The organism is Streptomyces bambusae (assembly GCF_019400985.1).
In the GTDB taxonomy this organism is placed as follows: domain Bacteria; phylum Actinomycetota; class Actinomycetes; order Streptomycetales; family Streptomycetaceae; genus Streptomyces; species Streptomyces bambusae_A.
On record NZ_WTFF01000654.1, the window covers coordinates 1 to 1,178 of the forward strand.

The window sequence follows — 1,178 nt, forward strand, 5'->3', positions numbered from 1 at the left end:
GAGCAGGCCGCCGAGGTCGAGGCTGCCGGAGTCGCGCCCGCCGGCCTCGTGCGCACCGTCGGCGTAGCCGCCGTCGGGCAGGGCGCCTTCGGCGTACCCGGGCTGCTGGTGGGCGAAGCCGGGCTGGCCGGCCTCGGCGTAGGCGGCCTCCGGGTAGCCGGCGGGGGCCTCGGGGTAGCCGGGCCCGGCCGGGGCGGGGAAGGCCGGGACGGGCGGCACGACCTGCGGGTCGCTCCACGAGCCCGGCCCCTGGCCGCTGGGCATCAGCAGCAGTTCCTCGTCCTCGGCCGGATTGTCCATCAGGTCCTGGAAGGCGTAACCGCTCGGCGCGGGGATTCCGGGCGCCGGTGCGGGCGCTGCCGGGACCGGCGCGGGGATGCCCTGCTGATCCACCATGCCCGTGTTGTCCGGGTGCCCCTCGCCCGGAACCTGGCCGGTGTCAGTCATGCGTACCCCTCGCCCATCGGTTGTGCTTCTTCGATCGCCGGCGCCCGCCACGACCAACGGCTGCCCGGTGGCAACCACTAAGCATTGTCGCGCCCGTTCGCCACCGAGGCGGCCATAACCGTCACGGTCTGCTGTGTACTGCGCCACGTCGTCAGTGCGCCGCGCCGCACGCCCGGCTTCCCGGCCGTACGACGATCGGCCAGCCTACCCCGGTTGCGGGCGCAGGTCGTGTCGTACCGGTCGGTCCGGCCGGAGCCGCAGACCACGGCCGGGCCAAGGCCGGGCCCCGGCCGGGCCAAGGCCGGGGCAGGGCTCAGCGGTTCAGGGGGCGTTCGGGGCGTTCGGGGCGTTCGGCGGCGATGAGGAAGACGACCGAGCGCTCCTGCTCGCTCCAGGTCCGGGTGTCGAGGCCGACGGACTGCAGGAGGGCGCACTCGACGGCGTACCCGCGTTCGGTGAGGGCCCGTCCGATCGCCTCCGCTTCGTCCCGTGTCGCGGCATGGGTGACGATCCGTTCCGGACGCCGGTCGGCGCACGCGGCGACCACGGGGGCGCCGCCGCCGCCGACCCGGACGACGTCGGGTTCGGGCAGGCTCTCCAGGACGTGCCTCGCGCGGCCGGGGGTCCGGATCGACGCGCTGGTGCTCTCCGGCGGCGGCAGCGACCGGGAACAGGAGGAGCGGGCCGCGCTCGCCGCCTTCTGCCCGGGCGCCGACCTGCGGCTGACCGTT

The 1,178-nt window shown here is 75.7% G+C and carries 2 pseudogenes; both read right to left on the minus strand.

Annotated elements, in window-relative coordinates:
- A pseudogene (locus tag GPJ59_RS36350) lies at positions 1-447 on the minus strand (hypothetical protein); the annotation flags it as partial.
- 313 nt (positions 448-760) lie between these two features.
- Positions 761-1,178: pseudogene (locus tag GPJ59_RS36355) on the minus strand (precorrin-6y C5,15-methyltransferase (decarboxylating) subunit CbiE); the annotation flags it as partial.